The 6,000-nt window shown below is 42.2% G+C and carries 7 protein-coding genes; 4 read left to right on the top strand and 3 right to left on the bottom strand.

Going from position 1 to position 6,000, the window contains the following annotated elements; all coding sequences use genetic code 11:
* Nucleotides 1-369: 369 nt before the first annotated feature.
* The 4 genes from N480_RS24890 (at nucleotide 370) to N480_RS24880 (ending at nucleotide 3,125) form a co-directional block, all read left to right on the top strand.
* Nucleotides 370-963: a Crp/Fnr family transcriptional regulator gene (locus tag N480_RS24890; protein ID WP_063375126.1), complete on the top strand. Its 594-nt coding sequence runs from the start codon at nucleotides 370-372 to the stop codon at nucleotides 961-963.
* Nucleotides 964-1,016: 53 nt separating this feature from the next.
* Complete coding sequence (locus N480_RS25965; RefSeq protein ID WP_269201085.1) at nucleotides 1,017-1,139, top strand: hypothetical protein; 123 nt, start codon at nucleotides 1,017-1,019, stop codon at nucleotides 1,137-1,139.
* Nucleotides 1,136-1,573: a hypothetical protein gene (locus N480_RS24885; RefSeq protein WP_063375125.1), complete on the top strand. Its 438-nt coding sequence runs from the start codon at nucleotides 1,136-1,138 to the stop codon at nucleotides 1,571-1,573. Before N480_RS25965 ends, N480_RS24885 begins: the two co-directional genes overlap by 4 nt.
* A gap of 328 nt (nucleotides 1,574-1,901) precedes the next feature.
* Nucleotides 1,902-3,125 carry an FG-GAP repeat protein gene (locus tag N480_RS24880; RefSeq protein ID WP_063375124.1) on the top strand — a complete coding sequence of 408 codons (1,224 nt, stop codon included), beginning with the start codon at nucleotides 1,902-1,904 and terminating at the stop codon, nucleotides 3,123-3,125.
* 95 nt (nucleotides 3,126-3,220) lie between these two features.
* Here N480_RS24880 and bfr (N480_RS24875) read toward each other — a convergent pair whose 3' ends face one another.
* From bfr (N480_RS24875) to norR, 3 genes are all read right to left on the bottom strand, one after another.
* The gene (gene bfr / locus N480_RS24875) at nucleotides 3,221-3,712 is read right to left on the bottom strand and encodes a bacterioferritin (RefSeq protein ID WP_063375123.1); all 492 of its coding nucleotides are present in this window, start codon (nucleotides 3,710-3,712) and stop codon (nucleotides 3,221-3,223) included.
* Between the two features lie 3 nt (nucleotides 3,713-3,715).
* Entirely contained in the window at nucleotides 3,716-4,186 is a 471-nt protein-coding gene (gene bfr, locus N480_RS24870) for a bacterioferritin (protein WP_023402135.1), read from the bottom strand.
* Nucleotides 4,187-4,400: 214 nt separating this feature from the next.
* Nucleotides 4,401-5,975, bottom strand: coding sequence for a nitric oxide reductase transcriptional regulator NorR (gene norR / locus N480_RS24865; protein WP_063375122.1), 1,575 nt, complete (start codon nucleotides 5,973-5,975; stop codon nucleotides 4,401-4,403).
* Between the last annotated feature and the right edge of the window lie 25 nt (nucleotides 5,976-6,000).

The following is a 6,000-nucleotide window of genomic DNA, read 5'->3' as shown; positions in this document are numbered from 1 at the left end:
CCCTAACCTCTTCACCCTAACTTTATGATTCTTAATTAAAGAAAGTACATATGGGTAGCACTTTTAATAAAAGTAATCGACTCTATACTCCATTGTTAACTTGGCTTGCTTCTTAAATTCCCGCTTTCATAGAGTTCATTCGTTTTGGTCATGGAGCTGTCACTATACTTTAAGCCAGTTTGCATCTTGGCCTATCTATGTAGCACTATTTGTTTTACTTTTAGAGTCAATTAAATTTATAAAGTTAAAATTGGAAGTAGGAAATGCCTAACAAAGTAATCAATATGGGGTTGCGCTTCGGTTCACGTTTTAAAAAACAGTCACTCACGCCTAACGCGGCATTACATCAATAACCAACAACGAAGTTTTATGAAATATTTTAGAAAAATGATTGAGCACCATATCCCTGTCAATGACGATGAATGGGCAAGTGCTTGTGAAATATTTGACATAAAACATGTCAAAAAAGGAACTATAGTACATCGTGCTGGCGAAGTGTTTAGTGAAATATGGTTTATTAAGAGTGGCTTAGCCCGTTCATATTTTAGTGATATGAATGGCAAAGAACATACTTGGCAGCTCTATTTTCGCGGTAAAAGTAAACATGGTTTAAACCACTTTATGGACGATAGTGTCAGCTTCTACGAAAAATCAGGGTCGATGCTTCACTTTGAAACGCTTGAAGATTCCACTTTTTATGTCACCTCTTTGGACGCGCTTGATAAGTTTATATCGCGTGATAAAAAATGGGCACTTTTAGCGAGTAAATGGATACATAACACATATTATTCAGCCACATACAAACGTGTTCTTTCTCTCATGTCAGAAACTGCAGCCCAAAGATATGCCCGTTTACTTGATGAATATCCTTTAATACTTAAACAAGTTAAGTCATATCATATTGCCTCTTACCTTGGTGTCGCTCCCCAAACATTGAGTAAATTGAAAAATGAATCTAGGTGAATGAATTTACGTATTCCGTTATCTACCATGTGTTTTTTCAATGGAGACTAACTATGAAAACGTTATACAAGTTTAAACACCAACAACAACAAAATGCCCCGTTGTACTTTGATATCGTTAGAAATTTAAGTAACGCTGCTCAGCTCAGCGTTATGCACACAGGGGTAAAGCCATGATTGAACTTACCCAGATAGGTGCACAACTCATCGTTATTGGTATTGTCTTTTTCCTTGCCGGATTAATTCAAGGCGCTCTGATCCCAACTGTAAAAAATGCGCGAATGGCGCTTTCTGGTCACTTGACCGCCGTACAGTGCGCAATGGCCCTAGCCATCTTTGGTGTTATTTGGTCTCTGGTTGAGCTGCCCTTATCTTTAGAGGTTTTTGTAGCCTATGGCTGTGCATTGGGGTTCATACTGATTTGGCTGGGCATAACGATTGCTTCTGTCACAGGTGCAAGTAAAGCGTTGCCAATCGCTGGCGCTGGATTTTCAGCAAGCGACATTAGTGAATTTATGGTTAAAGTGATGGTACGTACTGGGTCCCTACTTTCACTAGCCACATGCGCTTTGTTGGCAGTTGGGTTACTGCCATTACTCTCATCGCCTTAATAGTGCACAACAAAGCTATCCATTCGCCTTGATAGGTCTCGCTTTTTGGGTTTGGCTCACATGCCTGTTTAGCCCAGAAAGCGCGCGGGCTGTGTTAATAATCGTCTGCAATTTACAGATAATTTACTGGTCAAAAGCCAAGCCTGGCTTATATGCAAACGTCAGATTTAAACCCCCTCCTTTATCTATGTATTTTCCTCATATTTACTCCCGTAGCTCATTATGTTTCTGATTTTTCTGCCAGTCTCTTTATCAATTATCCCTTGTTTAGCGACAAACATTGGATTAACTTAGATTTTTACCAGTATCTAGCACAAGGAAGATATTTATGAAGTATGGTTCCATTTTAACCTTCTTATCTTGTCTCACATTTGTATGCTCTGGCCAAAGTTACGCTATGCAGCAAAAACTGTTACCCAGCGATGGCAAAGCCGAAGACCAATTTAGTTTTAGTGTCGCGATAGATGGCACAACGGCATTGGTAGGTGCGCATAAGGCAGATATCAAAAACACTCAGGACGCAGGTGCTGCCTATGTATATTCACTAGGTTCAAATGGTTGGCAACAACAGGCAAAGCTCATCGCTACGCCCGCTTTTTCTGGTGACACACTGGGTGGCAATGTGGCACTTAAAAATAACATCGCCATGTTAGGTGTCATCAAGCGAGATGACAAAGGTGACAACGCAGGCGCTGTGTTTGCTTTTGAAAAAAATGCAAACACATGGTCACAAAAGCAAATTTTAACCGCTAAAGATGCCAAAGCGGGTGATGCTTTTGGGCAAAGTATTGCACTAACAGAGCGATTTTTAGTCATCGGCGCCCCCCACAGCGATGCACCCTATGAAGATTCGGGTTCTGCCTATGTCTTTGTACGTGAGAATAATACTTGGCAATTTCAAACTAAGCTCACAGCAAGTGATGGTGCTAAGGATGACTTATTCGGGATCAGTGCCGCTATTGAAGGAAATACAATACTCATAGGCGCTGACTTGCATGATGAAAAAGCAAAAGAAGCCGGTGCAGTTTATGCTTTTGAGTTTGATGGTAAACAATGGCAACAACAAGCTAAACTCATGGCCAATGATGGTGCAGATACCGATATTTTTGGCGTGCGTGTGGCGTTATCGGGTAATACTGCTTTGATCTCTGCGAGGCGTGATGACATCGAGGGTGTTGGCACCGATGCCGGATCTGCCTATATATTTGAGCGAAAAAACGGGAAATGGACTCAAGTGCAAAAATTAGTCGCACCTGATGGCCAAGCCGATGACAGGTTTGCGCGTGGTGTTGCGCTTAGCAAAGACACTGCTTTGGTAACGGCGATGCATCACGATGCCAAAGGCAACAATGCAGGTGCTTTGTATGTGTTTAAAAAGCATCTTGGGCAATGGCGTTTCACGTCAAAATTAATGGCCAAGGACGCACTACCTGAAGACAGGTTTGGTTGGAATATCGCCATCAGCAATCAGAAAGCAATCGTTGCATCGCCCCACCGTGATGATAATGGTAATTCGTCTGGCGCGGCTTACGTTTTAGATTTATTGAATTAAGTACAATCGTTTAAACTTGTTAGTTCAATAAAATTAGTACACAAAAAAAGAGCGCACTCTGCGCTCTTTTACCTTGCTTAACACGCTAACTTCCGTTAGCTGCCAGATCCTGAGCCACCATTCATTTGGCTCTGAATATAATTTTGTATGCCAATCAAATCGATCAAGCCTAAGTGTTGCTCTAGCCAGTAGATGTGGTCCATCTCTGTGTCATCAAGCAACGTTTCGAGCATCTCTCTCGTAACGTAGTCTTGCTCTTCTTCACACACCGCAATCACTTTTTTCAAATGATCTTTTACCACAACTTCAGCGGCTAGGTCATTTTCAAGCATTTCTTTGACGTTGCTGCCGACATTGATGGGAGCACGCGACGCTGTATCTGGCGTGCCTTCTAAAAAGAGAATCCGCTCAGTGATACGCTTTGCATGATCCAGCTCTTCTTCATATTCATGGGAAAGTTTTTCATGTAGTCGGTCCATCCCCCAATCTTCATACATTTTAGAATGTGCGAGATATTGATCCATTGAACTGAGTTCAAGCGTAAGTTGCTTGTTAAGTAGATCGATAACTTTTTGTACACCTTGCATAATTTAGTCCTCCATCTGCGATTGAAGATAGTTTTCAATGCCAGTGTTTTTGATCAAGAAGTCTTGTGTTTCTAACCAATCCACATACTCTTCTTCGTATTCTAAGATGTCTTCAAGCAGCTCTCTGCTTACATAGTCTTGCTCTTTTTCACACAAGTCTATTGCTTCTCGAAGTGCTGGTAACTGCTCATGTTCAAACGCAAGATCACAACTCAGCATTTCTTCGGTGTGCTCACCAATACGCAGTTTTTCAAGGTGTTGTAAATTAGGTAGGCCTTCAAGAAATAAAATGCGTTCGATTAAGTCATCGGCTTGCTTCATATCCTTAATCGATTTCTTGTAGGCTTTTTCGTTTAACTCTTCTAACCCCCAATTTTTATACATGCGTGCATGTAAAAAGTACTGATTGATCGACGTGAGTTCGAGTGTCAAAATTTTATTCAATGTGACGATTACTTGCTTGCTACCCTTCATAGGGCCCCCTAAGTGGCAAATTCAGTTAGACGCCATATAACAGTAGTTCAAACACAGGGCTTCGCAAGAATAAATAAAAATAACAAACAAGTTTATATATTCTTTTAAAATAAATAACTTATAAAAGAATTAAGAACAATTTTCATTGCCAATAACAGTTAAATTTCGGTCTCTATTACCACTCTAAATTGCCACTTTTGATTACCCATCTTGACTACTTAACTTTCTTGATAGTTTCGATCCCTAAGCGTTTTGCTAAACGCACTAAATTCGCGCGGTCGACGTCAAGTGCGCGGGCAGTTGCAGACCAATTTAAGTCTTCATTATTGAGTTTTTGTAAAATAAGCTGCTTTTGAAATTGCTCGGTCGCAACTTTTAACGAGTTCAACGCGGCACTTTCAGCCATCGTAATTTCATTTTTTTGCTCAGCGGCCGCTGCCTCAACATATGTTAGCTCACAGTGCAGAGGTGTAATTTTTATAATGTCTTTTTGCCAGTCTGCGTGTTTTGCTTTTAGCGCTGCGCGGCTAAGGACATGTTCCAACTCCCTAACGTTGCCTGGCCAATCGTGGGCTTTTAGTAGTTCAAGTAAAGACTGATCGATTACTAGCTGTGATACACCTAACTTTTTACGCAGCTGTTCAACAAAGTACCCAGCTAATGGCACGATATCCGTCACCCGCTCTCTAAGCGGTGGCACTTGTAACGGAAACACACGCAACCTATGGTATAAATCGGCCCTAAAGCGCCCTTCTTCCACTTCCTTTTGAAGATCTCGATTGGTCGCAGCCACAATTCGTACATTTACGTGATGCGGCTTATCACTACCAACAGGTTGAATTTCTCCACTTTGCAAAGCCCGCAATAGCTTGCTTTGTATATGCAGCGGCAATTCTCCAATTTCATCTAAAAACAAAGTCCCCTGATCGGCCACCAAAAATTTACCTTCACGATGGCTATCAGCACCGGTAAATGCGCCTTTGCGGTGACCGAAAAACTCACTCTCTGCGAGGTTCTCAGGTAAAGATGCACAGTTCACTTGCACAAATGGCGCACTACAGCGACTAGAGTTGCTGTGTACTTGCCTTGCTACAAGTTCTTTACCGGTTCCCGTTTCGCCTTGGATCAGAACACTCAAGTCGGAATTAGCAACCAAATTAATATCTGATTTTAATCGCTCCATGGGGGGCGACTCACCAATCATGGTTTGCGCTTGATGGCTGAGCTCATGCAACATCGCAAGCCCCGACTGCGCCCGCTTTGCCAATTTATGCGTATTTAATACAGCGCTGTAATGCGCGCTCACTGTTGACTGGATCATGGTTAATAAAGAGCGGCTGTATGCATCAAAAGCATTTGGGGTCAGGCTGTCGAAGGTAATTGCCCCTAGTAGTTGCCCTTGTTCATACAACGAAAATCCCATACAGGCATGCACGGGTAATTCTCCATCTTCGGCGAGTAGCATACCGTCATACGGATCGCTCAAGGCGCAATCTGAAGAAAAAACAACAGGCTGCTCAGGTGTTTTGGCAATATTGGCGAGCCTGGGGTGCTCCGTCAGCTTAAAGCGCCTCCCCATCACTTCGGGTGCAAGCCCCGTAAAAGCCTGAGGTATTAAAACATCACCTTGCGCTTGCAATACCACTATGGCATCTGCACTGATGCATGCTTGCAACGCACTCACGACAGACTGACTGTAAGTACCTAATTCTACTTGGTTAGATTTTGGCAATGCCATTGCCAACTCATGATTCAAGGCAAGCAATTGTGATAAGCGCCTTTGCTCCATGTCATTTTGACCTATATATGTATTA

The organism is Pseudoalteromonas luteoviolacea S2607, assembly GCF_001625575.1.
GTDB classification, from domain to species: Bacteria; Pseudomonadota; Gammaproteobacteria; order Enterobacterales; family Alteromonadaceae; genus Pseudoalteromonas; species Pseudoalteromonas luteoviolacea_E.
Note: the sequence above shows the minus strand (reverse complement) of the source record. Positions and strands in the feature narration are given on the sequence as shown.

Coding starts and splice junctions, on each gene's coding strand:
- N480_RS24880 (WP_063375124.1), top strand. CDS start 1,902: ATGAAGTATGGTTCCATTTTAACCTTCTTATCTTGTCTCACATTTGTA.
- N480_RS25965 (WP_269201085.1), top strand. CDS start 1,017: ATGAAAACGTTATACAAGTTTAAACACCAACAACAACAAAATGCCCCG.
- N480_RS24890 (WP_063375126.1), top strand. CDS start 370: ATGAAATATTTTAGAAAAATGATTGAGCACCATATCCCTGTCAATGAC.
- bfr (WP_023402135.1), bottom strand. CDS start 4,186: ATGAAGGGTAGCAAGCAAGTAATCGTCACATTGAATAAAATTTTGACA.
- N480_RS24885 (WP_063375125.1), top strand. CDS start 1,136: ATGATTGAACTTACCCAGATAGGTGCACAACTCATCGTTATTGGTATT.
- bfr (WP_063375123.1), bottom strand. CDS start 3,712: ATGCAAGGTGTACAAAAAGTTATCGATCTACTTAACAAGCAACTTACG.
- norR (WP_063375122.1), bottom strand. CDS start 5,975: ATGGAGCAAAGGCGCTTATCACAATTGCTTGCCTTGAATCATGAGTTG.